Here is a 24716-nt window from a genome sequence, read left to right as displayed (position 1 = left end):
CCTGTGGCTCAGTCCCCGGGCCGCCGCTGACGCATCCGCTGCCCGACCGTTCCGCCGTCGGTCTCCCACCAGGGCCGTACCAGCTCGGAGTCCTCCGGCCGTCCCTCCACCGGGGCGGCCGGAGCCAGTTCCGCGTCCAGACGGCGGTCGAGCGCGACGCGCTGGGCCCGGTCGGCGCGTGACCACTGCACGAGGATCGCGAGCAGGAACGGCAGGGACACCAGCTCCGCGATGGTGATCATCGCGCCGCCGCCGAGCTGCTGGTCGCGGTGGACGTCGGGCGCCCAGGCCGGTGCGTGGTGGAGGTACCAGGCACCCGCGATCAGAGTGCTGTGCGTCATCACCACGATGCCGGGCACCGCGTCGATCAGGCCGTCGACGAAGACGAGCGCGGCCCGCACCGGGTGGCTGCACCAGGCCGGCAGGGCCTCCTCGCGGGTGAGCACCGGCAGCACGAACAGGCTCCCGGCGAGCAGCAGCTGGAGGTACATCAGCTCGTGCAGCGCGCCGTGCCGCAGCGCGGTCTCGAAGTACGGCGTGAAGTAGATGCACAGCTCGGAGGCGAGCACGAGGCCGGTGCTGACCAGCGGGAAGGTGAGGAACCGCACCAGGCGCCCGGTCATCGCGCTCCTGAGGCGGCCGGCTCCCCGTTCGGGCAGCGCGAGCACCCCGAGCCGCAGCGGGTCGCCGAGGGCCAGGCCGAGCGGTGCGATCAGGTCGAGCAGGACGTTCTGCACGGCGGCCGGCCAGAACAGCTCGGTGTCGTACACCGCGAGCGCCGACATCGTGGCGACGGCCAGGCTGCCGAGGCCCAGGAACGCGAAGGCCAGGACGCGGGGCAGCGGCCAGCGCTCGCCCCGCCGGCGCAGTCGCAGCACGCCCCAGGCGTACAGACCGCCCAGGGCCACGATCAGCAGCAGCGCCGCAGCGTCCGGCTCCCACACCGACAGCAGCCGCCCCGTCGTCAGCTCGGGCAGGTCCCCCGCCGCCTCGCTCAGCGTCATACCGGACATCCGGGTCGATCTCCTCACCGGCCCGTGACGTACGACGAGCCGCCCACACGTTAGGCCCTGCTGCGGATCTTGCCTGGGACGCGGGGGCCTGGCACGCCCTCCCCCAAGGCCTGATGGGCCACGGGGACCCCAGCCGCGTTGTCGTCGGTTCTGCAAGCCCGAGCGCCCTGGACGGCGACCAGATCCGCCGGACAGACCCTAGCCCCGCCGCCCCGGGACCCCCGCACCGGGCCCCCGCGCGTGCTCGGTCGAAGGTAGGGAATCGGCCGAAGAATAGGTAGACGTCATAGGTGCCCGAGGCATGTAGTGGAGATCGGCAAGACGGAACCCTTCGCTTGCGAGGTCTACATGACAGGCAGCAACACCAGCGTCAACACGGACCACACCGCCACCGACACCAGCAGCGTCACCTTCCCGCAGCACCGCAGCTGCCCCTACCACCCGCCCACCGCGTATCAGCCGCTCCGCGACGAGCGCCCGCTCGCCCGCGTCCAGCTCTACGACGGCCGGACCGTGTGGATGGTCACCGGGCTCGCCGAGGCGCGCGCCCTGCTCGCCGATCCCCGGCTGTCCTCCAACCGCGAGAACCTGGCCTTCCCGTCGCTGACGGCCCGCTTCGCCGCGATCACCAGGCGGCGCACCGCACTGCTCGGCGTCGACGACCCGGAGCACGCCACCCAGCGCCGGATGCTGATCCCCAGCTTCACCCTCAAGCGCACCGCCTCGCTGCGGCCGCAGATCCAGCGGACCGTGGACGAACTGCTCGACAGGATGATCGCGCAGGGCCCGCCCGTCGACCTGGTCAACGCCTTCGCGCTGCCGGTGCCGTCGATGGTCATCTGTGCGCTGCTCGGCGTCCCCTACGAGGACCACGAGTTCTTCGAGGGTCAGTCCCGCAAGCTCCTTCGCGGGCCGGAGGCCTCCGACAGCGAGGCGGCCCGCGACGCGCTGGAGGACTACTTCTTCCGGCTGATCGACCGCAAACAGCGAGAACCCGGCGACGGGCTGCTCGACGAACTCATCGAGCAGCGCCTGAACGAGGGCGGTCTGGACCGGCAGGAGCTCGTCCAGTTCGCGACCATCCTGCTGGTCGCGGGCCACGAGACCACTGCCAACATGATCTCGCTGGGTACGTTCACGCTCCTCCAGCACCCGCACCAGCTGGCCGAGCTGCGCTCCGAGGCGGCGCTCATGCCGGCCGCGGTCGAGGAACTCCTGCGCTATCTGTCGATCGCCGACGGCATGCTGCGGGTGGCCGTCGACGACATCGAGATCGGCGGCCAGACCATCCGCGCCGACGAGGGCGTTGTCTTCTCGACGTCGATCATCAACCGGGACAACGCCAGCTACGACGCCCCCGACCGGCTCGACTGGCACCGCACCAGCCGCCACCACGTCGCCTTCGGCTTCGGCATCCACCAGTGCCTCGGGCAGAACCTGGCGCGGGCCGAGATGGAGATCGCGCTTCGCTCCCTCTTCGACCGGCTGCCCGGGCTGCGCCTGGCGGTACCTGCCGAGGAGATCCCGTTCAAGCCGGGCGACACCATCCAGGGAATGGTCGAACTCCCCGTCGCCTGGTAGTGGGGGGAGGGACCGACGGAAAGGAGCCGCACATGCGGATCAGCATCGACAAGGACGTCTGCATCGGCGCGGGGCAGTGCGCGCTGACCGCCCCGAGCGTCTTCACCCAGGACGACGACGGGCTCAGCGAACTGCTGCCCGGCCGCGAGGACGGCGGCGGCGACCCCCTGGTCCGCGAAGCCGCCCGGGCCTGCCCGGTGCAGGCCATCACCCTTCAGGACTAGCGAACTCCAGGACCAGCGAACCTTCAGGAACGGCAACCTTCAGGAACGGCGAAACGTCCGGTTCCGGTCACTCGGAGCCGGTGATCAGACGCTGCACAGCCGGCGCGTACAGATCCGCCAGCTGCTCGGGCGTGGCGCGTTCCCCGGCGCCCGGCCGGTGCAGACTGAGGGTCGCGCCCAGGCCAAGCAGCAGACCGGCGATCAATTCGGCCCTCAACTCGCTGTTCCCGCCGTGCAGTTGACCGGCCAGCCGGGACGTGACCTGCTCGCGGAACCGCTCCCGCAGCAGTGTCCGTTCATCCACGTTGCCCAGCGAGAACACCGCCCGCAGCAGCGGATCCCCCTGATCCTCGCGCCGCATCCGCACCAGGGTCAGGACCAGGTGCCTCCCCAGTCCTTCCAGCGGCGCCGCGAACAGCGCGTCGGCGGCCGGCCCGAAGTCCGCGACCGTGTGGAATAGCCGCTCCTTGCTGCCGAACCGCTTGACGATGAGCGAGGCGCTGACCCCCGCGTCGGCGGCGATCGAACGCATCGTGACCTCCGCGTACGGGCGCAGCGTGAACGCCCGGCGGGCCGCCCGCAGGATCGCGTCCCTGCCCGTCTCCGTGTCGCCGCCGATGGCCCGCTGCCCCGTCATGCGCTCTCCTCGGCCGTCGTACGTCCCGTGGCGCCCTCGGCACGGTCCGCCCCGACGGTACCGGGGGCGGGCGTGCCGCGGCCCGGCAGGAACAGTGTGGCGGCGAGTGCGGCGAGCGCGGCACCGGCGGCGATCAGGAACACCAGGAGATAGGCGTGCAGCGTCGGGGCGGTGTGCCCGCCGGCCTCGAAGGTGACGTTCGCCAGGACCGCGGCCACCACCGCGCTGCAGCAGGCCTGGCCGACCGAGCGCATCAGGGTGTTGAGCCCGTTGGCGGCGCCGGTCTCGCTCACCGGGACCGCGCGCATCACCAGGGCGGGCAGCGCCGAGTAGGCGATCGCGGTGCCGCAGGCCACCACCGTGGCGCCCGCGATGATCAGGGGCAGGCTGTGGCTGGTGAAGAAGCGCACCCCGTAGCCCACCGCCATGATGGCGGCCGCCAGCGCGAGCGCGGCCTTCGGACCGTACTTCGCCGAGATCTTGGCCGAGACCGGGGACAGCGCCACCATCGCGAGCCCGCCCGGCAGCAGGCAGAGCCCGCTGACCACGATGGACGCGCCGAGCCCGTACCCGGTGGCCTTCGGCTCCTGCACCATCTGCGCGGTGACCAGCGAGTTGGCGTAGAAGGCGAAGCCGATGAGGAGCGCCGCGACATTGGTGAGCAGCACCGCGGGCCGCGCCGAGACCCGGAGATCCACCAGCGGGGAGCGGGTGCGCAGTTCGTACGCGCCCCACAGCGGCCAGATCACCACAGCAGCGCCGAGCAGGGCGAGGGTGCGCGGCGAGCTCCAGCCCCAGTCGGCGCCCTGGGTGATGGCGAGCAATACCGCGACCAGCGCCGCCGAGAGGCCGAGCGCGCCCACGGCGTCGAACCGGCCGCGTGAGCGCAGCGGCGACTCCGGCACGCACCACAGGACCAGGACGATGTCGAGCACCCCGAGCGCGGCCGACGCCCAGAACATGGTGTGCCAGTCGAAGTGCTCGACGACCAGCGCCGCGACGGGCAGTCCCACCGCCGCGCCGATGCCAAGCGTCGAACTCATCAGGGCCACCGACGAGAGCACTTTCGCGGGCGCGAGCTCGTCCCGCATGATGCTGATGCCCAGCGGAATCACGGCGAGCGCCGCGCCTTGCAGGGCGCGGCCCGCGATCAGGACCCCGATGTGGGAGCTCACCGCGCACATCGCCGAGCCCGCCGTCAGCACCCCGAGCGAGACCAACAGCAGCCGCCGCTTGCCGTACATGTCCCCGGCCCGGCCGAGCACCGGCGTGAAGACCGCGCCGGTGAGCAGCGTGATCGTGACCAGCCAGCTCGCCGCGGCCGGGGTGCTGCCGGTCAGCGCGGGCACATGCGGAAGCAGTGGCACCACCAGCGTCTGCATGACGGCCACGACCACACCGCAGAACGCCAGGACCCCGACGAGGAAACGGGGGCGCGGCGGGTCGGCGGCCAGGGGTATCGCTGGGGGCATGACTCTCCGGGCGACTGGAGTGCGGGCAGGGGTGTACGTCCGTTCACCCCCAGGGTAAACGGACGTACACCCCCTGGCTGCCCACTCCCGTCGGTTCGGGGTCGGTCATTCACGCTCGGGTGCCGGGTGCGCTATCCGCGCGCCGCGGGCTGCGGCAGCGGCACGCCCGCGCACGTGGTGTCCTTCGCGGGCAGCGTGCCGTCGAGGAGGTAGTTCTCGACGTAGGCGTCCGCGCACGCGTTGCCGGTCTGGAACTGGCCGTGGTCCCCGTCGTCCACGGTGATCAGGCGTGAGCCCGCGAGCCCGCGATGGGCGCGCAGTGCGCCCTCGTAGTAAGTCGCCGGATCGTGCGTCGAGTTGAGCATCAGGACGGGCGGCAGCCCCTTGCCGGTCACCTTGATGTGCGGCGCCTTCGACTGCGGCCAGTTCGCGCAGATGGCGCCGTACGTCAATTCCATGGCCCCGGCAAGGGGGGTGGAGCGCGTCGCCTCGGCGCTCTTGGCCGCCCAGTACCGGCTGTCGCGCGTCCACGGAGTGTCGCCGCAGGTGACCGCGGTGAAGTCGGCGAAGAAGTTGGCGCCGTAGAAGTGCCGCAACTTCTCGGCGACCTTCTTCTTCGCGTCCGCCGGAGCGCTGTCGGGGTGTTCGAGCAGGCCCATCAGCGAGGCGAGGTCCCGGAACCTGTCGCTCGCGCTGTACATCGCGTTCGTCGCGGCGGCGTCGAGGTGGTTGGGCGTGATCACGGTGCCGTCGAGGTCGAGCGGGTGGTCGTGCAGCGCGGCCCGCAGCCGCTCGTAGGACGCCTTGGCCTCGGCGGGGGTGCGGCCCTGGTGGTACGTCGCGTCGTTCTTCGCCAGCCACGGCAGGAAGTCCTGCTCGAAGCGGCGCTGGAAACTCGTCGGCTGCCCGGTCATGAACGACTGCCAGCTGCCGGTGAAGTCGACGTTGCTGTCCAGGACGACCCGCTCGACCCGGCGCGGGAACTCGGTCGCGTAGTACGCCCCGAGGAAGGTGGCGTAGGACGGCCCGTAGTACGACACCTTGTCCACGCCGAGCAGCGACCGGTACAGATCCATGTCGTGCACGGCCTGGTCGGTGGTGATGTACGGCAGCAGACCGCCCGAATTGCGCTCGCAGTCCGCCACGAAGTCACGGGCCCTCTTGAACGTGGCCCGCACCGCCTGCGGCGAACGGTCGCGCAGATCCCCGCTGTTGATGAAGCCGTCGACCTTGTCCTGGTCCGAGCAGACCACGTTCGTACTCGCCCCGACGCCGCGCTGGTCGAAGCTGACGACGTCGTACGCGGCCGAAAGCTTCGGGCTGAGCTTGGTGAGTCGGGCCGGGCGTTGGTAGCCCGAGGCGCCGGGCCCGCCCGCCGCCATCATGAGCACCCCCTGCCGTTTGGCGGGGTCGGTCGCGCGGTGCCGAGAGACCTGGATGCTGAGGCTCGGCCCGGCGTCGGCGTGGTACCAGTCCCGGGGTACGGACATCGTGGCGCACTCCAGCGTGCCGGACACGCACGGCTGCCAGTCGAGCCGCTGAAGTCGGTAGCGGTCGGGCACGGTGCTCTGCGCGGCGGCGCTCGCCGCACCGGCCGGCAGGGCCGCCGCGGCGAGCAGCCCGCACGCGGCGGCCGCGGCCCACCGGCCCGGCTTCCTGAACAACTGCATGTGTTTCTCCCCCGTTGGGATCGCTCCCCTTGCGGTGAATCGGTCGTAGAGATCGTCCACCGCCCGGGCGCCCCGCCGCGATCTGGCCACCACCCGGATCGGGGGTGGCACGGATGCCACCCCCGGGGTGGTTCAGGTGCCCGGCCTGATGACGTGCGCGGGCGCTGACGTCAGGCGCACGCCTCCGCGAGCGTGTTCCAGAACATCGCCTCGTACGTCTGGAGCAGCCGCCCGTAGTGGGCCCCGCTGCCGACGCCCTCGCCGTGTTCGTCGTCCGAGCCGGCGGCGACGGCCGCGACGGCCTGCTGTTCGAGTTCGGGGGCCGGTCCCGCGAAGAAGTCGAAGAAGCCGCACGCCTGGTCGGTGAACCCGTACCGGGTGCGCAGCGCGGCGGCCACCCGGGCGCAATAGCCGCCCCAGGCCGCGAAGTTGGCGGTGAGGGCGAGGGCCACGCTCGGCGGCTCGCCGTTCAGCGCCAGCCACGCCACATAGGCCGGATAGGCCTGACAGCCCGCCTTGGGCTCGTACCGGCCGATGGCCTCGGGGGTGAGCCCGCAGGCGCTCTCGTACGCCCCGAGCCGTTCGAGCGCCAGCGTCTCACCCACGGCGAGTGAGCCGAAGAACTCCGCGCACGCCGTGCTCTTGCCCGAGCGTTCGGCCAGGAGCTCGAAGGCGCGCCGGTCGGAGGCGATGATGTGGCGCTGTTCCAGGGCGAGCCCGGCGAGCGCGGACAGCGGCGCCGTGCCGGCCTCGACTAGCGGCACGAGCAGGTTGTCGTCCGCCGAGGGGGCGAGCGTGGCCGCCGTCGCCGCGATGATCTCCTTGGCCGTACGCGTCTGACGAGTCATCATGGACCCTCTTCGCAAGTCTGCCGGTGCGGTCGCGCCCAGCGTCTCACGCGCGCCCGCCTCCGGCGCTCACCAGGTGACGGGCAGTCGGCGAAGCCCGCACACCCGGCTTCCCGTCGTCCAGGTCAGCTCCTCGGCCGGGACGGCGAGCGCGAGCCCCGGCAGGCGGCGCACGACCGCTTCGAGGGCGGTCTGGACCTCCACCCGGGCGAGGTGCGCGCCGAGGCAGAAGTGCGGCCCGTGACCGAAGGAGAGGTGCCTGTTGTCGGTGCGGCGGATGTCCAGGCGGCCGGGCCCGGGGAACCGCGCGGGGTCGTCATTGGCGGCCACCATCGGGGCGAGCACCGCCCGGCCACGGGCCACCGCGCCGCCCGACGGCAGCGTCACATCAGCCGTCGCCACCCGCAGCAGCGCGCCGTGTCCGGGAATCTGCAGACGCAGGATCTCCTCCACCGCGTCCGGCATCAGCCCCGGGTCGGCCCGCAGCGCCGCGAGCTCGGCCGGGTGGCGGAGCAGGGTCAGGACGCCGCGCGCGATGACATGGGCGGTGGTCTCGTGGCCCGCGACGATCAGCCCGCACACCATCCGCACGAGCTCCGCCTCGCTGAGCCGGTCGCCCTCGTCGCGCGCCTCGATCAAAGCGTCGATGAGGTCGCCGCCCGGCGCACGGCGATGCTCGGCCACCAGGCCCTCGACGTATGCGCCGAACGCGGCGGAGGCCCGCAGCCGTTCCCCGCCCGCGGCGGGTGTCAGCGACAGCAGGGTCTCAGACCAGGCCCGGAAGAGCCCGCTGTCCTTCGCGGGCACCCCGAGCAGCCGGCAGATCACCTCGACGGGCAGCGCCAACGCGTACGAGGCGAGGAGATCGGCGGGCGGCCCCGCCGCCACGACAGCGTCCAGGAGCTCCTCGGAGATGGCGCGTAACTGCGGGCGCCAGGCCTCCGCGCGGCGCGGCGTGAAGGCGCCCCGCACGATGCGCCGCAGCCTCGCGTGCTCGGGTCCGTCCATGTTGGTCAGCGCGTCCGGATCGTCGCCCAGCGCGTCGCCGGGCAGCATCCGGGGCGCTCCCGGACCGCGCAGGTCGCGCGAGAAGAACGTGCCCGCGAGCACCTCGCGGATGTCGTCGTACGCCGTGGCGAGCAGCACCTCGTCGCCGCTGGGCAGCGTGACAGGGCCGAGCGGACACTCCGTGCGCCGCCGCCGGTACTCCTCGGGGCAGCCGCCCAGCGGGCCGGGCGGGAAGGGGAACGATCCGCTGTCGCGCGGGGGGTTCGACACCTCGGCCATGACGGCGGCTCCTCTCGGCCTGCCGGCGGCACCTGTCGGACGGCTCCGCCGAGCATCGCATCTGACGCACCGTCACGTCATCGGTCGGACGCGAGCCAAGTTGCCCGAGGGAACGATTCAGGCCAGGCCGCCCCTCAGGCGGTGACAGGGGCGGACCGGCGCCTTCGACGGCGGTCCCGGGTTCTGTCGCGCTGCGGCCACAGCAGCACGTACGCCGTCGAGACGACCACGAAGGCCAGCCGGATCAGCCCCCGCGCCGCGTCGTCAGGCACCACGAACACGCTCCCGTACAGCGTCAGGAGCGCGAGCCAGCTCCACCACGGGACCAGCCTGCGCTGCCCGATCACATCCCACAGGAGGGTCCCGAGCAGGACCGACGCCGTGTAGTACGTGTAGACGCTGGGGTCCAGGACGATCCGCGCGTTCGCGCCGAGCAGCACCACCGCGGCCCACCGCCCCCGCCACACCGCGATCGCGCCGAGCAGCAGGCCGAGGGCCGCCTGGGCGGGGCGGTCCCAGCCGGGCGTCTCGGCGTCGGCGACTCCGAGCCAGCGCAGGGCGGACGCGGGCTGGTTGGGTATCGCGAAACCGGCGGCCGACATCGAGTGCGGGTTGTTGAGGAAGAACGGCGCCCAGGCGACGGCGACCACCGCCGCGCACCACAGCCCCGCGCGCAGCCACTGGTGGCGCGGCAGCGCGAAGAGCAGCGCGGCGAACGTCACCGCGGTCGGCTTCGAGTCCATCGCGAGCGCGAGCCACACCCCGGTGCCCACCGCGCTGCCGCGGGTCACCGAGCGGACGGCGAGCGCGGTGAAGAACAGCGCGAGCACGTCGTCGAGGTGGCCGAAGCGCACCGACACCTCGATCCACATCGGGATGAAGGCCAGACCGGCGATCAGCACCCGCTGCCGCAGCCGCTGATGGTTGGTGCCGGTCCCCAGGAAGTACCAGGCGGCGCTGCGTCCGGCGATCACCACGATCACCAGGCCGAGCACCGACATCAGGAGCGCGGCGAGGAACTGGCCCGTCCGGTCGGGAAACGCGTTGAAGAGCCCCGCCGTCAGGAAGCTGACCGGGCCCATCTGGAGCTCGGGATGGTGGGCGTAGAGGTTGAGCCCGCCGGTGCCGTCACCGGAAGGGCCCTGGAAGATGAGTTCGCCGCCGGTGCGCAGATAGTGCCAGGAGAAGCCGCCGTTGGGCTCCACCACGGCGAACCACAGCGCGGTCCATGCGGAGAGAAGGATCAGATGCATCCTCTGGCTGATGGCCGGCACGTGCGTTCAGCTCCTGTTTCCCTGCCCGATACGAATGGCGTTCCGTGGAGCACGGGAGGCCCCGGGGAAAGATGTCATGTGGCCCGAGTCCGTTCACACAGCGGGTCCACATGTGCTCGTTGCCACACCCCTCCGGAGCCCCGGGGGAGGGGGCATGGCTGTCGACGTGGCCGAACCGTTCGACGAATCCCTTCGCCGATGTGCCGGCCGGAATCCAGCGGATCGTCCGCCGGCGGCTGCGCCACGGATGGCCGTGCCCCGGCTGCGCGGCGCCCACATCGAGCTGCCCAGGCTCGTCACCACCCGGCCCGGATGTGACACATGCCTCCTGGACAACCGGCGGACCGAGGCGGGCGCGCGAGCCTAGGCCGCCGTGTCGTACGTGTAGTAGCGGGTGTGGTCGAGGAGGTCGGCCGGGGTCACGTTGTTCCACGGCCGCATCGTGTCGTGCAGGTCCACGACGTTCCGCGTCCCCGCCGTCGGCAGATAGGGCGAGTTCGGGTGCCTGGCCTGCCACTGCGCCCAGAGCTTGTCCACGAACGCGTGGTGCATCCAGAACACCGGGTCGTTGGGCGAGGCCCCCGTCCCCATCTGCCCGCCCACCCAGACGTGGACGCGGTTGTGCAGATTGACCCCGCGCCACCCTTCGAGGTGGTTGCGGAAGCCGTCGGACGCGCTGTTCCACGGCGCCATGTCGTACGTCGCCATGGCGAGGACGCTGTCGACCTCGGCCCGGGTCGGCAGCTGGGCGACGTTCGCGCCGAGCGCCCGGCGCAGATAGGTGCGGCCGTCCACACGGACGTTGACGGGCCAGTTGCCCGCACTGTGCGCGAACGGCCCGTCCATCACCTGGCCGTCCCGGCTGCGCCCGGTGCCGCCCAGGAAGTCGGCCGCCCACAGCGAGGAGCTCGGGGTGCGGTCGACCGTCCAGTCCCAGTACGGCACGGTGACCGAGGGGTCGACCGACTGCAGGGCCTGCTCGAACTCGATGAGGAACCTGCGGTGCCAGGGCAGGAACGACGGCGAACGGTGGCCGACCCGGTCGCCCGTGTCGGTGTCGCTCATGATGAAGGCGTTGTGCGTGGTGACGAAGGCGTCGTACGTCCCGTTGCGCTTCAGCTGAAGCAGCGCGTCGACGAGACGGCGTTTCTCGGCGGCGGTGAGATTCGCCTGGTTCTTGCGAACGGCCATGGCTGTGCTCCTTGTTGGGCGCGGATGCGGGTGCGGATGGGCATGCGGATCGGTATGCGGACCGGTGGACCTTGCGTCCTGCGGGTCCCGCCGCTTCGGTTGCTTCGGCTCAGGCGAGCGGGACGAGGGCGGCGCCCTGGAGCTCCACCACGGCGGCGCGGGCGACCGCGCGGGGCGTGGCGAACGGCTCGTAGTGGTTCACGACGCTGATCCAGGTCCCGTCGGCGTTCCGCATCACATGCAGTTCCTGGCCGTCTATCCGCACGGCGTACCCGCCACCGTGGTGCATGTGCCCGGCGCCGGGCGCGCCCTGTATTCGCCGGCCCTGGAACACCTCGTCGAAGGCCTCGGGTGCGCCGTGTCCCTCAGGGCCGGTCTTCGCGTCGTCCGACGGCGTCCGGGTGCCGGTGGTGGAGGCGTGTGCGGTGCCGGCCAGGGTGAGTCCGGCGAGGGTGCCGACGGTGGCGCCGATGGCCTCGCGGCGGGTGGGCCGGGACGGTCGAGACATAGGAATCCCCATTGATTCGCGGTGGGTTGGCAAGTGGTTCAGTGCCATCCCTACCGGTCGGGGCCGCGAAGCAAGAAGTCGGGACACATTGGTTGGCCGCTATGCGGACATGTCCCGATTTGAAGTGCAGTGTTCAACAAGGGAGTTCTTGCTGAACACCGGTCACCGGACCGCGAACCGTGAAAATTCTCCCCGGAATGGGCCAAGTCCGTGAAAATCTTGCTGACTTGGTGGGTTGGGTGTGGCTGCCCTCACGCTCGGAAGGTGACCGGAAAGGGCCGTCCGTGTCCGGCCCGGCAGTGCCGTACGGGCGGCAGGCGGGGCCACCTTCACTGTCTGGGGGCGGATCCGCACGGACGGGGCGGCGACGGGCCGCGGAGCTGCTGGCCGCGTGGCCGGTTGAGGTGTGCCGCCCCCGTCCGTGCGGGTTCCGTCAGCCCACCCCGCGGGGCAGGGCCAGCGACTGGACCTGGGGAAGAGAGGTCCAGTCGTTGGAGGCGACACTGGCGTGGGCGGCGGCGAGCCGGGCCACCCGTGCCTGGGCGTCCGCCGGTGACGGGTTCTTGTCGTCGAGGGCGGGGGAGACGTTCTGGGCGTCGGTCATGACGACGAAGTAGTGGTGGGCGTCGTACCAGTTGGTGTCGATCGAGCCGTTCGTGTACGTCGCCGCGTCACCGTCGAAGACGACGAACCAGGGACGGAGCGAGGTGTCGGCATAGCGTGAACGGGGGTCGCCCGCCTGTGCCTTGTGGACCGCCGGGAAGACCTGAGCCTGCGCCGTGCGGCCGGCCGCCGCCAGATCGCGCAGGTACCGTGCGTACTCGACGTCCGTCCACAGGCGGTCGGCGGGGTTGCCCTCCTCGACCGTGCCCGGGATCACTTCGAGCATCACCTTGCCCGCGAGCGCCCCGCGCGTCGGCCAGTTGCCCGCGCCGGCGGCCTCGTCGAGAGTGGCGTACTGGCCGCCGCCCGGCTTGGCCAGCAGGTCCGCCGGGCGGAAGACCGCCGAGCCCAGGTGGTCGCTGATCGTCTGGTCGAGCTTGGCGGGGCCCATCCCGTACGTGGCCTGGAAGCCCGCCTTCATCTCCAGCTTGATGACGAGCGGCGGGTGCCCGGGGTGGGCCGCGAGCCATACCCGTACGTCGTCGAGGCAGCTCTCCAGGTTCTTGTTGGCGCCGCCGGTGTAGAGCTGGGCGGGGGTGCTCGCGTTGACGCAGTTGTTGCTGTTGCCCAGCGGGTTGGAGTGGCTGACCTTCCACTCCTTGGTGATGAAGTCGTCCCACACGTCGAGTTCGATCATCGACGTACCGGTGTCGAGGGCCTGTGCCAGGTAGGGGAAGGCGGCCGGGTCGTAGGTGTTGTGCAGGCCGGAGACGGTGGCCCCGGACAGCGGCAGGGTCTCGGGCCCCGCCGCGGAAGCGCTGCCGCCGGCGCCCGCCGAGGTGAGGGCGAGGCAGGCGGCGAGCGCGCCGAGCAGGGCTGTCCGCAGCCGGGGGGTGAAACGTCTGGGCCGGGGATCCGACACGGGTCCTCCTAGTGGGGGTGACTCTCCGTCAGGACATTGCCATCGTCGAGTGAAGCGACGAAGACATGTCAACTAACACGAGTTGGATTCCTCCTGTCACCCCCTGCGGCCTGTGCGGCCCGAGGATGTGACCCGCGGATCCCGCCCGAGGAGGAACTCGGCTGTGAACAGGCCGAGTTGATGGGCACCTCGGGGGCGGCTGCCTAGAAGTTGAACACGGCTTCGGAGCCGGCCGCCTTCATGCAGGAATTGCCGTAGGTCTGTACGTGGCTGACCCGCTTGCCGTTCCAGATGCCGTCCGCCCGTACGGTGACCGGGTTCCACAACTTGGTACAGATGCGGGGGGCGCCGCTCGCGGAGAGGGCGGTGAAGTCGCCCTGCACATGCCGGAGTTCGGCGCAGGCCGCGGCCGGTGCGGGGTGCGTGCCCGACGGCGTCGGGGCGCAGCTGAGGGTGACCGCACGCTGGACAGAAGCCCCTTCTTCGCCGGTGCCGGGCTCGATCGAGATCACGAGCGCGGACGGCGCGTACAGGCTCATGGGCGTCATGGCGTCGGCCGGTGCCGCGGCCGCGCTGCCGAGTCCGGTGCCGACAAGTCCGTTGGCCAGTAGGGCGACGGCGACGGCGCTGACTGCTGCGATCTTCCGCATTTCGAACACTCCTGGGGGTTGGTTTCCGAAGAACGAACAGGAGTCTCTCCCGCAGCGGTGAGCTTCGCGCAACACGACGGACACATTCGGTCACATGAAGTCACCGAAGGAAGCCGCATCAATGCAGGACATCGCACTGGTGCCCAGGTCGCCGAGCTCGCCAACGTCGGCCAAAAGAAAGGCATGTTGACGGATCCGTGGTCGATTTCAAGGCAACTGGAAGCTTGATTCTGGGAATCTTAGGCCGAATTGAGTGCTGGTCAGGCTGTGACTCTGCGGTGTGTGCGGGGCTCGGGCCGGGGGCCGGGGGAGTGCCAGCTTCACGCCCCCGGCCCCTCGCCCCCGGCCTTCATGCCCCGGGGTGCGTTCACTCGGTGGGACGCTCCCCACCGCTCCGGCCCCGGTCCGAGCGGTGGCGTACCAACAGGAGAAACGTTCCGGCCACGGCGAGACCCCCGGCCGCCGCACCCGCCGCCGGCCAGACCGACTCGTCGTCGTCCGCCGCGGCGTTCGGCGTGACCGGTGCCGCGTGCGTGATCTGCGCCTGACGCTGGGCCGGCTTGGTGGGCCGTACGGGTTCCAGCGAGCCCACCGCGTCGACGCTGTCCCACGCCTTGAAGCCCCAGTCGAGCAGGGTGCGGGCCTCCTCGTAGACCGTGAATCCGCCACCGGCCTGCGGATTCATGACGGTCACCAGCAAGGTGCGCTCACCCTGCTTGGCGGCCGCGATCAGGGTGTTGCCCGCATGGGTCGTGTAGCCGTTCTTGACCCCGATGATCCCCGGGTAGCGGGCGATCCCGTCGGCGCCCGAAAGGAGCCGGTTGGTGTTCACGATGCCGTACGAGCCGCCCCCGCCGGGGAACTGCGCCGACGCGGTCGAGCAGTACTCGGCGAAGTCGGGCCGGGCCAGGCCCGCCCGGGCGAACACCGCGAGGTCGAACGCGGAGGAGACCTGGCCCGGGCTGTCGTAGCCGTCGGGCGAGACGACCTCGGTGTCCAGGGCGCCGAGTCGCCGGGCCTGGGCCTGCATCTGGGCCGCGGTTTCCGCCCAGCCGCCGTTCAGCGAGGCCAGTACGTGCACCGCGTCGTTGCCCGAGCTGAGGAACACCCCGCGCCACAGGTCGGACACCTGGTAGGTGTGCCCGGGCTCGATGCCCACCAGGCTGCTGCCCGGGCCGATGCCCGCGAGATCCTGCTCGGAGACCGTGTGCCGGTCCTCGGCGCGCAGGTGGGGGAGCGCGGTGATCGCGAACAGCGTCTTGAGGGTGCTGGCCGGAGGCAGCTTGCGGTGGGCGTCCCGGGCGGCGAGAACCTTCCCCGTGCGGGCGTCCGCGACCACGTACGAGAGGGCGGACACCTCGCTCGGAAGGGCGGGCGCACCCGGCCGCGGACGGACCTGCTCGCCCGCCGCCGGCCCCGGCCGGGGCGCGGAGGCTGTGCTGTGGGGCGTCGAGGCGAGGCAGCACAGACCGATGGCGGCGGTGGCGGTGAGCGCGGCCATGGAGCGGAATCCGGATCTGATGACCATTCAGCCACCGTAGGAACAGAACGGGCATCACGCAGGTCGGCTTGTGCCGTCCGGCCTACACGGCGGGCGTCCGGGCGGCGGGCGGTCCGGGGCCCGGCCCGAACGGCCGGGGCGAAGCCCGAGCCGCTGGATCGGTGGCCTGATTCCTTTGTTCAAGGAAGGGCAATGGTCTAGTCCAAGTCGTTGACGTGTTCCGGCCACCGCCCAATTCTGGGAGCCCCTCCCACCCCCAGGAGACCCCGACATGAAGCCACTTCGTGCTCTCCTCTGCGGCGCCGCCGGCGCCGCACTGGCAGCGGCCGGGCTCACCGCCTTCGTCACCGGTCACGCCTCGGGCGCGACCGCGGACGCGGCAGGGCTCGGCAGCCGCTGGTACGCCGCCGCGCCCTATCTGATGCCGCTGGACAACAACCCGCCCGACACCTCCGCCATCATGGACGCCACCGGCCTCAAGGCCTTCCAGCTCGCCTTCGTCCTGGCCCCCAACGGCGGTGGCTGCAGCCCGACTTGGGGCGGCACAGCGCCGGTCTCCTCCGACACCGCGGTAGCCGGAACCATCTCCTCCATCCGTGCCAAGGGCGGCGACGTCTCGGCCTCCGTCGGCGGCTACGGCGGCACCAAGCTCGGCCAGAACTGCTCGGACGCGGCCTCCACCGCGGCCGCGTACCAGCAGGTCATCACCAAGTACCAGCTCAAGGCGATCGACTTCGACCTTGAGGAGCCGGAGTACGAGAACACCACCGCCATCTCCCACGAGATCGGCGCCGCCAAGATCCTCCAGCAGAACAACCCGGGCCTGTACGTGTCGGTGACCACCGCCGGCACCGCCGACGGCACCGGCTGGTTCGGGAAGCAGATGCTGAACGAGGCCAAGACGCAGGGCTTTGTCCCCGACAACTTCTCGATCATGCCCTTCGACGGCGGGTTCGCCGGAGCCGCCGCCCAGACGAGCGCGCTGACCAACTTCAACTCGATCCTCCAGTCGACGTTCGGCTGGAACGCGGCGACCGCCTACGCCCACGAGGGCTTCTCCGGGATGAACGGCCGCAGCGACACGGGTGAGTTCTTCACGCCAGCCGACTTCCAGACGGTGCTCGACTATGCGACCAGCCACGGCATGGCCCGCTTCACCTTCTGGTCCCTCAACCGGGACCGGCAGTGCACCCCGCCCGACAACAACGGCACGACGTCGGGCACGTGCAGCAGCGTTCCGCAGGCGGCCTGGGACTTCGCCAAGTACTCGGTGAAGTTCGCCGGAGCCACCCCGCCCTCCTCGCCCCCGCCGTCCTCCTCGCCGGGCGGCACCTGCACGGTGGCGGCCTGGAGTTCGGGCACGGTCTACACCCAGGGCAACGAGGTGTCCCACAACGGCCACCAGTGGAAGGCCAAGTGGTGGACCCAGAACGAGGAGCCCGGGACCACGGGGGAGTGGGGGGTCTGGCAGGACGAGGGCGCCTGCTGAACCTCCCGCGGCCCGAGTCTCCTTGAGATGACGGCTCCGGTCCGCGCGCCGGCCGGGGCCGTCCGCGTCCACTGGCCGGAAGTTTTTCCGGCCGAGCGGCAACCCCTGTCGCCGCCGCACGTCGTCAGGGGTGAAGGCGCGAATTCCGCGCCACCTCGCCGACCGTGGAGAAGCACAACGTGACCGTCCCCCAGCACAGTCCCGACCGCCCCGTCTCCCGCAGCCCCCGCCGTCTCGCCGGTGCGGCGGCGACCGTCCTGCTCCTCGCTCTCGCCGTCCCCGCGCTCGCCGGTACGGCGTACGCCGACGAGCCGAGCGCCCAGCCGAAGCGCGCTTCCTCGGCCAAGCCGGCCGAACCGAGCGCCGCCCCCGCCTCGCCGGTCAAGCGCGCGGGCGAGGGCAAGCGGCCGGCCGCCCCGTCGGCGCGGCCCTCGGTCAGCCCGCCCTCGACGGCGCGGCCCGCGGCCCCCTCGTCCGGCACGGACGCCAAACCGGCCGCACCGGCCGCCGCCCCCGCGCCCTCGGACCAGAAGGAGCTCGCCCATACTGGTTCGTCCACGACCACCGCGGTGATGGGCGCCGGCGCCGGAGCGCTGATCCTCGCGGGCGCCGGAACCGTCTACGCCGTACGGCGGCGGCAACAGCACTGAGACACAGGCTCTGAGGCACCCCACGGCCCCGCCCGCGACCAGGGCGGGGCCACGCCCGCGTACCGAGGAACTGATGGAGCACACCGCCGCACTGCACCCGGCCCCCTTCGCCCCGAGCCGGCTCGCGCCCTGGTGGCGCGGACTGCTGTGCCGGGGCCGCACCGCACCCCGCGACAGACACGCGGAAGCGTTCGGAGGGCGCCGGTTCGGTGACGCCTGCGACCCCGGGGCCACGCCGCCGACCGTCAGCGAGCTCTACCACGCGCACCGCCTCAAGATGGTGCACCTAGCCGTCATGCTGGTGGACGACCGGGCGAGCGCCGAGGACGTCGTGCAGGACGCGTTCACCGCGCTGTACCGGCGTCACGGCGAGCACATCGACGAGATCGACAACGCGCTCGCCTATCTGCGCACCGCCGTCGTCAACGCCTCGCGCTCCGTACTGCGCCGGCGCCGCACGGCCCGCGGCTACACCCCGCCCCACATACCCGACGCGCCGTCCGCCGAGGAACGCGTCGTCCTCGACGAGGAACACCGCGAAGTGCTCGCCGCTCTGGGCCAGTTGACGGTGCGCCGGCGCGAGGTGCTCGTCCTGCGGTACTGGAGCGACCTGACGGAGGCGGAGATCGCGACCACCCTCGGCATCAGCCGGGGCTCGGTGAAGTCCATCGCGAGCCGGGCCCTCGACTCGCTGGAGAAGATCCTGGAGGCACGGGCATGAGCGGCCACTGGAGCGGGCCCGAAACCGCCGAGCGTCCGGTCGAGAGGCGGCTGCGCGGCGCCCTCGCCGCCCGCGCGGACAGCATCACCCGCGCGGATCTGCGGCCCGCCGACCCGCCGGGCCCCCATCTGCACCGCACCCCGCTGGCCCGGCTGCGGCTGCGCCGGTTCACCCTGCCGCTGGCCGGGCTCGCCACTGTCGCGGCGGTGGCGGTCGGCTACGTCACGCTGGCCTCAGGTCACGAAGAACAGCGCCCGCTGCCCGCGAGTTCGCCGGGGCCGGTCAAGACCCCGCCGACGCCGGGCCCGTCCAAGGCACCCAGTCCGGTGCCGTCGCCGCCCAGCCGCTCGCCGTCCGCGTCCGTCGCCCGCCCGAAGCCGCGGAGCGAGACGCCCACCCCCACCCCGTCGAAGCCCGCCGCGGGCCCGGTGACGGGAGTGCCGTCGCACGGGGCGGTGCCCCGCCGGTCCGATTCGCCGTCGGTACCTCCGTCGGTGCCTCCGGCCCGCTGAGTTTGTTCTTTTTCTTTCGGGCCCGAAAGAAAAAGAACAAACTGAGACCGGGGCGGCTCAATCGCGGCGGCCGCTGATCCGTCGGCGGCGTACCAGCACCGCGGGCACCGCGCCCGCGAGCGAGAGGGCGCCGGGTGCGAGGGCGGGGGCGGCGTTGACGCCGGTCTGGTCGAACGTGTCCGGGACGGGCAGCGTCGCCCAGTGGGAGACGGGCCAGGCGACCACGAAGGCGCGGCCCACGGCCTCGTCGACCGGCACGAACCCGTGGTTCTTGTCGTTCTGGTGGTAGCGGGAGTCCGCGGACTTCTGCCGGTTGTCGCCCATCACCCACATCTTGCCGTTGGGCACGGTCACCTTGAACTGGCCGCCCAGATCGTCGACCGTGCACGGCGTGCTGCCGGGATGGACGTAGGGCTCGACGAGCGCCTTGCCGTTGACCTTCAGGGGGCCGGTGCCCTTGCACTCCACGGTGTCTCCGGCGACCCCGATGACCCGCTTGATCAGATCCTGTTCGTTGGCCGACGGCATGACCCCGATGAACGACAGGACCTTCTGCACGACGTTCGGGGCCGAATGCGGCTCCCCGGCAAGCCAGTTGGCGGGGTCGTGGAAGACGACGACCTCGCCGCGCCCCGGCTCCGAGCCGAACCAGGGCGTCAGCTTGTCGACGAGGACGCGGTCGCCCGGCTGCAGCGTGTTCTGCATGGACTCGGACGGGATGGAGAACGCCTGCACCAGGAACGTCTTGATGAGGAGCGCGAGCACCAGCGCGACACCGATGAGGATCGGCAACTCCTTCCAGAAGGAGCGGTGTTTCCCGGCCTTCGGGCGGCGCGGTCCGTCCGGCTCCTCACCCTCGGTCTGTGGGCTTCCGTCCGCGCCGACCGCTGAATTCCCCACGCCCGCTCCTCCGTTCGTACCGAGGCCCATGCGCCGGGCGGCGTGGGTCCACGACCTGACCAACGAACGGTAGTTCCGGGCGGCCCCGATCACCGCGGTCTGCGGGGGGGTGTTCGGCCGCATTCCTGCATCCGATGGACCCCGGGTACGCGAGAGCCCCCGCCGGACGGCAGGGGCTCTCGCGTACGGGGAGGACGGGTCAGGAGGCGGGCTCGGGGCCCTGCATGTGCTCGCTGATCCACTGGATGAGGCCGCCGTTGGCCATGTTCGGCACGTACGTCTTGGCGTTGTGGTCGCCGCCCTGGATGACGCTCAGCTTTGTCTTGACCGGGCCCTTGGTGTACTTCTGCACGAAGTCCTCGATCTTCGGCTTGGCCTGCGCGTCGGAGCCCGCGGTGCCGACCTGGAAGGCCAGATAGACGTCCGGGCCCTTCGCGTCGATCAGCTTCTGGGCGAGCAGCTTCGGGTTGTTCTCCGCCTTCTCCTTGTCATGCCCGGCCCACAGACGGGAGTCGGGCGTGATGTCGGGGCCGGAGGCTATGACCGCCTTGAACTGGTTCGGCTTCTGCAGCACGCTCTTGAGGCCAGCGAAGCCGCCGGTGGAGGAGCCCATGAAGGCCCAGCCGTCACGCGACTTGACCGTACGGAAGTTGGCCTTGATGAGGTCGGGGACGTCCTCGGTGAGCCAGGTGCCCATCTTGGGCTGGCCCGGGATGTCACTCGCGTCCCAGTACAGGCCGCCCGTGTCCGGCTTGGGGTTGAGGACCGGCATCGCCAGGATGAACGGGAGGCTCTTGCCCTCCTTGGACCACTGGGAGATGCTCGCCTCCAGCTTGAGGTCCGTGCCCATCCAGTAGTTGGTCGGGTATCCGGCGCCGCCGGGCAGCGCGACCATGACCGGGAAGCCGCTCTTGGCGTACTTCGGGTCCTTGTACTCCGGCGGGACCCAGACCCAGACCTTGCCCTTGAAGCCGGACTTCTTGCCTTCGAGGGTCGTCACGGCGATCTTGGTGTCGTTCTCGGGGACCGTGCCGGCCACCGTGAACTTGGCCTCCGGGCCGGTCGGCATGAGCACCTTGGAGTCGGCCCCCTTCGCCGAGCCGCCGGGCTTGTCCCCACCGCCGGAGCCGCCGTCCTGTCCGAAGCTGATCGCGTCGCCCTTGTCCGAGAAGACGTCGAAGTAGTTCAGGACGGGCCACGCGATCAGGCCGAGCACGACGAGGGAGACCACGCCGAGTATCCAGCGCTTGGCGCGGTGGGCCCGGCGGTGCCCCTGAGACTGATAGGCCCCGTGGCGGGGGTAGGTCATTGCGATCGCTCCGGATGGTTCTGTGGCCCAAGGGCATGCCTGTTCGTTCACCAGACGGGATGGGCAACAGTGGCCAAAGGGTTCCGGATTTATCTTACAAATCTTGTGAAAGTGATCGATCAGTCAACGGCGATCACGGAACGTTCCTGCCGCGCCCGGCCCGGCGCAGCCGACCGGGCGCCTGAGAGCCTGTGTCCGAACACCGTTCGGATCAGGCACCGGCTCTCACTTCAGGGTCGCAGACCGTGGCGCACCCACGCGTTGGGTTCCACGTAGCTGACGCGATCGTGACGGGTGTCACAGTGCGCCGGGACCAGGGCGTCCGGCACCTCGATCTCGCCGTCCCGGTCGAAGGGGACGCCGGTCCAGCGGTGCCACTCGGCCGGCGTCCCGCTCACCGTCATGGAGGCGGCGGCCGCCTTCTCGATGGTGCCGCCCGCCCTGACGTGGACCCGCAGCCACGGATCGGCGGGCAGCCCGTCGTCCCTGACCTGGCGCATGTACTCGGCCATGGGCACCCGGGGCTGGAGGTGCTTGGCCGTGGGGCGCACCGGCGCGACCAGGACGTCGAGCCCCTGGCGCTGCACGGCGTCGCGCAGCGCGGCCAGCATGAGGTGGGACAGGCCGCGCCCGAGGTGGTCGAGATCGATCGTGATCTCCAGTGCGCTGGCCGTCGTCGCCGGGCGTTCGCGCCGGAGGTCGTCGAAGGCCCACGTGAGGACCTGGTCCCAGCCGCGGTCGGGCATCTCCTCGCGGCCCTCCAGCGTCGCGTCGAAGGGGACGCTGTATCCGCGGGCGATCAGCCGGTCCCCCTCGGTGGCCACCACGCAGTACTGCGGGAACTCCTCGGGCACCCGGCTGAGCAGGGTGTAGCCGACCAGGTCCCGGGCTATGAACTCGGGCCAATTGTTGCTGATGTCGTAGAGCTGGGCGGCCAGTTCGGGGCGCTCCGCGAGGGTGCTGATCTCGATGTTCTCGGTGTCCGTCACGGACCGGACCCTGCCAGAAGCCCCGGGGCCCTGCCAATGCTTTTGGACCCGGCCGCTCCGGGCCCGCCGAGGCCGCGGGGCCTGGCGGAACCGGCGGATCGCGCCGACCGCCCCCGCGCGGCCCAAGCAGGTCACGGGCGTATGCACCGGACCCGCACCGTCAGGTCGAGATGGCGCCCCGCCATGCCGGGCGACGACGTCACCCCGAACGCGGTGCGGTCGATCCGGGTCGTGGCGACGGCGCTGAACGCCCCCGCCGACGAGGTGGACTCCTCGATGGTCAGGCTCACCGGCCGGGCGACGCCGCACACCGTGAGTGTGCCGGGCAGGGTCGTGCCGTCGAGGCGGTCCGCGGTGAACGTGATCAGCGGGTGGCGGTCGGCGTCCAGGAAGCGCGGTGAGCGTACGGCGGTGTCGCGCTGCCGGCTGCCGGTGTTGAAGCTCGCCGCGTCGATCTCGGCGCGGACGCCCGACCCGACGAGCGGCTCGGCGATGTCGACGGTCCCGGACCGGATCGCGAAACCGCCGCTCACCGGAAGGAGCCCGAACACGTGCCGAGTCCGGAAGGTGACGGTCGAGCCGCCCGGGTCGATCTCGTAGCGCCCAAGGCCGGGGGCCGCCGTGGTCCTGTCCTGATTCGTTTCCATGCGTCGATTCCACCGCGGAACGGGGGCCGCGCGGCAGGGCGGCCGGTCGGGTTCCGAGGCGACGAAGGAAGGGCCGTTCGGCGCGGCATGCGACTTTCGTAGGTGGTGCCCGGGCCGGAAGGTCCGATGCCGGGAGCCCCCGCCCGGGAATGACCTACCGTAAGCCGCATGAGTGACGGACCATGGCACCGTCGGCATCCGCTCGCCGTGGATGCGGCGCTCGCCTTCTGCTTCGCCCTGGGTGACGTCGGTTTGACACTGGTCGGCGCGACGTGGTGGCCCGAGCGGCCGGGCGGCCTCGCCTGGACGCTGCTCGGTCTCCAGGCGCTCGCCTGCCTCTCGCTGGTCGCCCGACGGCGGGCACCCCTGACGGTGGTGGCGGTCCTCGGCGCGTTCCTGCTCGCCGTGACCCTGCTGATCTCGCCCGTGCACGCGCTGACCCCGGCGAAGCCGGGCAACGTATGGGCCCCGTTGTCGACGGCCCTCGCGGCGTACGGTCCCCTCTTCTACGGCAAGCACGCCCGCAACCGGCGCGTGGCGTTCCTCGTGCTCGGCGTCTTCACCCTGATCGTCGCCCGGGCCTGGGAGCCGTCCATCACGGTCATCACCATCGGTCTGCTGCGCACTGCCGTCGGCCCCCTGCTCGCCCTGTACTTCGACGCGCGCGGGCGCCTCGTGTGCGCCCTGACCGAGCGCGCCGAGCGGGCCGAGCGGGAGCGCCATCTGCTCGCCGAGCGGGCGTGCGCCGAGGAACGCGCCCGGCTTGCCGGTGAGATACACGACGTGGTGACCCACCGGGTGAGCCTCATGGTGCTCCAGGCGGGCGCGCTGCGCGTGACGGCGTCCGACGAGGCGACGCGGCGCGCGGCCGAGGAACTGCGGGCGGCCGGCTGCCAGGCCCTTGAGGAGCTGCGGGACCTCGTCGGCATTCTGCGTACGGCACCGGAAGACGATCCGACGCCTTCGCTCGACGGGTTCGCGGCGCTGGTCGCCGAGTCGACGGCGGCGGGCGTACCGGCCGAACTGGCCGAGCGGGGCGACCGGTCGCTGGCCTCACCGGTCGTCGGCCGCACCGCGTACCGCATCGTGCGCGAGGCGCTGACCAACGTGCACAAGCACGCCCCCGGGGCCCGTGTCACCGTCGACGTCGAGTACGACGAGACCCGGGTGCGGGTCGCCGTCCGCAACACCCGGCCGAGCGGCGGGCCCAACAGCGAGCTGGCACGCACCGGTTCGGGCCTCGGCATCGCGGGACTGCGCCGGCGTATAGAGCTCGTGCACGGAAGCCTGCGGGCCGGACCTCAGGCGGACGGCGGGTTCTGCGTCGAGGCCGTGCTGCCCGCCTATGTACCGACAGCGGAATCGGTGGTGTGACCTGTGGTCCGAGTGGTTGTGGTGGACGACGAGCCGATGGTGTGCGGGTTCCTCCGTACGATCCTCGGCTCGGCCGCCGACATCGAGGTGGTCGCCGAGGCGCACGACGGGGCGGCGGGCGTGGAAGCGGTGCTGCGCCACGGGCCCGACGTCGTCCTCATGGATCTGCGGATGCCGGGCATGGACGGGATCGCGGCCATCGAGCAGCTGGCCCGGCGCGCGGACGCGCCGCCCATCGTGGTGCTCACGACCTTCGACGCCGACCAGTACGTCCTGCGGGCGCTGCGCGCCGGGGCCTCGGGGTTCCTGGTGAAGTCGACTCCGCCGGAGGACCTCATCGGGCTCGTCCGGGTGGCCGCCGAGGGACACACCGTCCTTTCGCCCGCCGCGGCCCGGCGGCTGATCGCGGCCTCGACGGACGGCCTGTCGGCCCGCGACCGGGCGCGCGAACGCGTGGCCCAGCTGACCGAGCGCGAGGCCGAGGTCCTGGCGGGTCTGGGGGAGGGACTCTCCAACGCGCGGATCGCGGCCCGGCTGTATCTGTCGGAGGCGACCGTCAAGGGCTATGTGTCAAGGGTGCTCGACAAGCTGGAATGCGCCAATCGCACCCAGGCCGGCCTGCTCGCCCACGAGGCGGGCGTGGTCGCACCGTAGCCATTCCTCGTCAACTTCCCTGATCCATACGGTAGTTGGGTCGTCGGCGCGTCCAGCCTGTGGAAGTGCGTGCGGGGTCGTTCATCGCCC

At 71.4% G+C, this 24716-nt stretch carries 24 protein-coding genes; 8 read left to right on the top strand and 16 right to left on the bottom strand.

The genetic code is table 11. The features are described from left to right. Positions 1–8 precede the first annotated feature (8 nt). Positions 9–1013 carry a cytochrome c oxidase assembly protein gene (locus tag ACWC2B_RS22350; protein WP_450719182.1) on the bottom strand — a complete coding sequence of 335 codons (1005 nt, stop codon included), beginning with the start codon at positions 1011–1013 and terminating at the stop codon, positions 9–11. A gap of 348 nt (positions 1014–1361) precedes the next feature. Here ACWC2B_RS22350 and ACWC2B_RS22345 point away from each other — a divergent pair, with 348 nt between their 5' ends. Then, positions 1362–2594: a cytochrome P450 gene (locus ACWC2B_RS22345; RefSeq protein WP_450719180.1), complete on the top strand. Its 1233-nt coding sequence runs from the start codon at positions 1362–1364 to the stop codon at positions 2592–2594. Positions 2595–2626: 32 nt separating this feature from the next. Then, positions 2627–2818, top strand: coding sequence for a ferredoxin (locus tag ACWC2B_RS22340; RefSeq protein WP_450719178.1), 192 nt, complete (start codon positions 2627–2629; stop codon positions 2816–2818). A 67-nt stretch (positions 2819–2885) separates the two neighbouring features. Here ACWC2B_RS22340 and ACWC2B_RS22335 read toward each other — a convergent pair whose 3' ends face one another. The 11 genes from ACWC2B_RS22335 to ACWC2B_RS22285 form a co-directional block, all read right to left on the bottom strand. Continuing rightward, complete coding sequence (locus ACWC2B_RS22335; RefSeq protein WP_450719176.1) at positions 2886–3455, bottom strand: TetR/AcrR family transcriptional regulator; 570 nt, start codon at positions 3453–3455, stop codon at positions 2886–2888. Continuing rightward, a complete protein-coding gene (locus ACWC2B_RS22330; protein ID WP_450719174.1) occupies positions 3452–4927 on the bottom strand; it encodes an MFS transporter in 1476 nt (491 codons plus the stop codon). Before ACWC2B_RS22330 ends, ACWC2B_RS22335 begins: the two co-directional genes overlap by 4 nt. Before the next feature lie 131 nt (positions 4928–5058). Then, positions 5059–6597: an alpha/beta hydrolase gene (locus ACWC2B_RS22325; RefSeq protein WP_450719172.1), complete on the bottom strand. Its 1539-nt coding sequence runs from the start codon at positions 6595–6597 to the stop codon at positions 5059–5061. A 170-nt stretch (positions 6598–6767) separates the two neighbouring features. Beyond that, entirely contained in the window at positions 6768–7448 is a 681-nt protein-coding gene (locus ACWC2B_RS22320) for a transcriptional regulator (protein ID WP_450719170.1), read from the bottom strand. A gap of 66 nt (positions 7449–7514) precedes the next feature. Further along, complete coding sequence (locus ACWC2B_RS22315; protein WP_450719168.1) at positions 7515–8732, bottom strand: cytochrome P450; 1218 nt, start codon at positions 8730–8732, stop codon at positions 7515–7517. A gap of 134 nt (positions 8733–8866) precedes the next feature. After that, positions 8867–9985, bottom strand: a complete 1119-nt coding sequence (locus tag ACWC2B_RS22310; protein WP_450719260.1) for a hypothetical protein — start codon at positions 9983–9985, stop codon at positions 8867–8869. A 384-nt stretch (positions 9986–10369) separates the two neighbouring features. Further along, positions 10370–11197, bottom strand: a complete 828-nt coding sequence (gene melC2 / locus ACWC2B_RS22305; RefSeq protein ID WP_450719166.1) for a tyrosinase MelC2 — start codon at positions 11195–11197, stop codon at positions 10370–10372. 109 nt (positions 11198–11306) lie between these two features. Beyond that, complete coding sequence (gene melC1 / locus ACWC2B_RS22300; RefSeq protein ID WP_450719164.1) at positions 11307–11705, bottom strand: apotyrosinase chaperone MelC1; 399 nt, start codon at positions 11703–11705, stop codon at positions 11307–11309. A gap of 433 nt (positions 11706–12138) precedes the next feature. After that, positions 12139–13230, bottom strand: a complete 1092-nt coding sequence (locus tag ACWC2B_RS22295) for a phosphatidylinositol-specific phospholipase C domain-containing protein (RefSeq protein ID WP_450719162.1) — start codon at positions 13228–13230, stop codon at positions 12139–12141. 203 nt (positions 13231–13433) lie between these two features. Then, complete coding sequence (locus ACWC2B_RS22290; protein WP_450719160.1) at positions 13434–13880, bottom strand: subtilase-type protease inhibitor; 447 nt, start codon at positions 13878–13880, stop codon at positions 13434–13436. Between the two features lie 367 nt (positions 13881–14247). Beyond that, the gene (locus ACWC2B_RS22285) at positions 14248–15408 is read right to left on the bottom strand and encodes a D-alanyl-D-alanine carboxypeptidase family protein (protein ID WP_450719158.1); all 1161 of its coding nucleotides are present in this window, start codon (positions 15406–15408) and stop codon (positions 14248–14250) included. Between the two features lie 244 nt (positions 15409–15652). On the opposite strand from ACWC2B_RS22285, the gene ACWC2B_RS22280 reads away from it, so the two are divergent. From ACWC2B_RS22280 to ACWC2B_RS22265, 4 genes are all read left to right on the top strand, one after another. After that, entirely contained in the window at positions 15653–16870 is a 1218-nt protein-coding gene (locus ACWC2B_RS22280; protein ID WP_450719156.1) for a carbohydrate-binding protein, read from the top strand. A 179-nt stretch (positions 16871–17049) separates the two neighbouring features. Continuing rightward, on the top strand, positions 17050–17520 hold the full coding sequence (locus ACWC2B_RS22275) for an LAETG motif-containing sortase-dependent surface protein (RefSeq protein ID WP_450719154.1): 471 nt from the start codon (positions 17050–17052) through the stop codon (positions 17518–17520). Between the two features lie 73 nt (positions 17521–17593). Then, on the top strand, positions 17594–18241 hold the full coding sequence (locus ACWC2B_RS22270; RefSeq protein ID WP_450719152.1) for an RNA polymerase sigma factor: 648 nt from the start codon (positions 17594–17596) through the stop codon (positions 18239–18241). Beyond that, entirely contained in the window at positions 18238–18753 is a 516-nt protein-coding gene (locus ACWC2B_RS22265; protein ID WP_450719150.1) for a hypothetical protein, read from the top strand. The genes ACWC2B_RS22270 and ACWC2B_RS22265 overlap by 4 nt, the downstream gene beginning before the upstream one ends. 57 nt (positions 18754–18810) lie before the next feature. On the opposite strand, the gene lepB is transcribed toward ACWC2B_RS22265, so the two are convergent. The 4 genes from lepB to ACWC2B_RS22245 all read right to left on the bottom strand — a co-directional run bounded on the left by lepB (position 18811) and on the right by ACWC2B_RS22245 (position 22598). Next, positions 18811–19683 (bottom strand): signal peptidase I, encoded by an 873-nt coding sequence (lepB, locus tag ACWC2B_RS22260; protein ID WP_450719258.1) that lies wholly within the window; start codon positions 19681–19683, stop codon positions 18811–18813. Between the two features lie 169 nt (positions 19684–19852). Next, on the bottom strand, positions 19853–20962 hold the full coding sequence (locus ACWC2B_RS22255; RefSeq protein WP_450719148.1) for an alpha/beta hydrolase: 1110 nt from the start codon (positions 20960–20962) through the stop codon (positions 19853–19855). 230 nt (positions 20963–21192) lie between these two features. Continuing rightward, a complete protein-coding gene (locus tag ACWC2B_RS22250) occupies positions 21193–21951 on the bottom strand; it encodes an N-acetyltransferase (protein WP_450719146.1) in 759 nt (252 codons plus the stop codon). 131 nt (positions 21952–22082) lie between these two features. Then, positions 22083–22598: a YceI family protein gene (locus tag ACWC2B_RS22245; RefSeq protein WP_450719144.1), complete on the bottom strand. Its 516-nt coding sequence runs from the start codon at positions 22596–22598 to the stop codon at positions 22083–22085. Between the two features lie 168 nt (positions 22599–22766). Here ACWC2B_RS22245 and ACWC2B_RS22240 point away from each other — a divergent pair, with 168 nt between their 5' ends. After that, on the top strand, positions 22767–23972 hold the full coding sequence (locus tag ACWC2B_RS22240; protein WP_450719142.1) for a sensor histidine kinase: 1206 nt from the start codon (positions 22767–22769) through the stop codon (positions 23970–23972). Between the two features lie 3 nt (positions 23973–23975). Further along, the gene (locus ACWC2B_RS22235; RefSeq protein ID WP_450719140.1) at positions 23976–24626 is read left to right on the top strand and encodes a response regulator; all 651 of its coding nucleotides are present in this window, start codon (positions 23976–23978) and stop codon (positions 24624–24626) included. Positions 24627–24716 lie beyond the last annotated feature (90 nt).

The organism is Streptomyces sp. NPDC001415, from assembly GCF_053597395.1.
This window is presented reverse-complemented; position numbering and strand designations above follow the sequence as displayed.

Excerpts from the sequence above, each read along its gene's own strand:
- ACWC2B_RS22350 (WP_450719182.1), bottom strand. The coding sequence starts at position 1,013 with ATGTCCGGTATGACGCTGAGCGAGGCGGCGGGGGACCTGCCCGAGCTG.
- ACWC2B_RS22345 (WP_450719180.1), top strand. The coding sequence starts at position 1,362 with ATGACAGGCAGCAACACCAGCGTCAACACGGACCACACCGCCACCGAC.
- ACWC2B_RS22340 (WP_450719178.1), top strand. The coding sequence starts at position 2,627 with ATGCGGATCAGCATCGACAAGGACGTCTGCATCGGCGCGGGGCAGTGC.
- ACWC2B_RS22335 (WP_450719176.1), bottom strand. The coding sequence starts at position 3,455 with ATGACGGGGCAGCGGGCCATCGGCGGCGACACGGAGACGGGCAGGGAC.
- ACWC2B_RS22330 (WP_450719174.1), bottom strand. The coding sequence starts at position 4,927 with ATGCCCCCAGCGATACCCCTGGCCGCCGACCCGCCGCGCCCCCGTTTC.
- ACWC2B_RS22325 (WP_450719172.1), bottom strand. The coding sequence starts at position 6,597 with ATGCAGTTGTTCAGGAAGCCGGGCCGGTGGGCCGCGGCCGCCGCGTGC.
- ACWC2B_RS22320 (WP_450719170.1), bottom strand. The coding sequence starts at position 7,448 with ATGATGACTCGTCAGACGCGTACGGCCAAGGAGATCATCGCGGCGACG.
- ACWC2B_RS22315 (WP_450719168.1), bottom strand. The coding sequence starts at position 8,732 with ATGGCCGAGGTGTCGAACCCCCCGCGCGACAGCGGATCGTTCCCCTTC.
- ACWC2B_RS22310 (WP_450719260.1), bottom strand. The coding sequence starts at position 9,985 with ATGCATCTGATCCTTCTCTCCGCATGGACCGCGCTGTGGTTCGCCGTG.
- melC2 (WP_450719166.1), bottom strand. The coding sequence starts at position 11,197 with ATGGCCGTTCGCAAGAACCAGGCGAATCTCACCGCCGCCGAGAAACGC.
- melC1 (WP_450719164.1), bottom strand. The coding sequence starts at position 11,705 with ATGTCTCGACCGTCCCGGCCCACCCGCCGCGAGGCCATCGGCGCCACC.
- ACWC2B_RS22290 (WP_450719160.1), bottom strand. The coding sequence starts at position 13,880 with ATGCGGAAGATCGCAGCAGTCAGCGCCGTCGCCGTCGCCCTACTGGCC.
- ACWC2B_RS22285 (WP_450719158.1), bottom strand. The coding sequence starts at position 15,408 with ATGGTCATCAGATCCGGATTCCGCTCCATGGCCGCGCTCACCGCCACC.
- ACWC2B_RS22280 (WP_450719156.1), top strand. The coding sequence starts at position 15,653 with ATGAAGCCACTTCGTGCTCTCCTCTGCGGCGCCGCCGGCGCCGCACTG.
- ACWC2B_RS22270 (WP_450719152.1), top strand. The coding sequence starts at position 17,594 with ATGGAGCACACCGCCGCACTGCACCCGGCCCCCTTCGCCCCGAGCCGG.
- ACWC2B_RS22265 (WP_450719150.1), top strand. The coding sequence starts at position 18,238 with ATGAGCGGCCACTGGAGCGGGCCCGAAACCGCCGAGCGTCCGGTCGAG.
- lepB (WP_450719258.1), bottom strand. The coding sequence starts at position 19,683 with ATGGGCCTCGGTACGAACGGAGGAGCGGGCGTGGGGAATTCAGCGGTC.
- ACWC2B_RS22255 (WP_450719148.1), bottom strand. The coding sequence starts at position 20,962 with ATGACCTACCCCCGCCACGGGGCCTATCAGTCTCAGGGGCACCGCCGG.
- ACWC2B_RS22245 (WP_450719144.1), bottom strand. The coding sequence starts at position 22,598 with ATGGAAACGAATCAGGACAGGACCACGGCGGCCCCCGGCCTTGGGCGC.
- ACWC2B_RS22240 (WP_450719142.1), top strand. The coding sequence starts at position 22,767 with ATGAGTGACGGACCATGGCACCGTCGGCATCCGCTCGCCGTGGATGCG.